This is a genomic window from Halobacteriovorax sp. DA5 (assembly GCF_002903145.1).
Taxonomy (GTDB): Bacteria; Bdellovibrionota; Bacteriovoracia; order Bacteriovoracales; family Bacteriovoracaceae; genus Halobacteriovorax_A.
The window spans coordinates 1-331 of the sequence record NZ_PPDJ01000056.1 but is presented as its reverse complement, the minus strand read 5'-3'; the positions used below and the strand labels follow the sequence as shown (position 1 = coordinate 331).

Genomic DNA, 331 nt, shown 5'->3' with positions numbered 1-331 from the left:
GGAAAGCATCATACTTCTTTGCCAGCTTCTTCACCATTTTCTTGTTCTTGTTGAGCTTTTTAAGAGCCTCGATGTCCATGTGTGGAAGCTCGGCGGCTTTGGCTTCATCACAATGCTGCTGGTCACCAAGGACACACACGGAGAACTTGGGGCGTGGGGTTGTCTTCAGCCTGACAGTGCCTGAGAAACGCTTGTCCTTCTGGGGATCGTAGTTCTTCAAGCTGATCTGCAGTTCCACAGTCTCAAGAAACTTTCTCTTCTTACGACGGGAACCAGACTGGACCTCCCGAACAGCCTCGTACAAAGTGTCTCTTGAGACCTTGCTCATTTT

1 pseudogene is annotated in these 331 nt (G+C 49.5%); it reads right to left on the bottom strand.

Annotated features, from left to right (window positions below):
• Window positions 1-304, bottom strand: a pseudogene (locus tag C0Z22_RS15870) (hypothetical protein); the annotation flags it as partial.
• Between the last annotated feature and the right edge of the window lie 27 nt (window positions 305-331).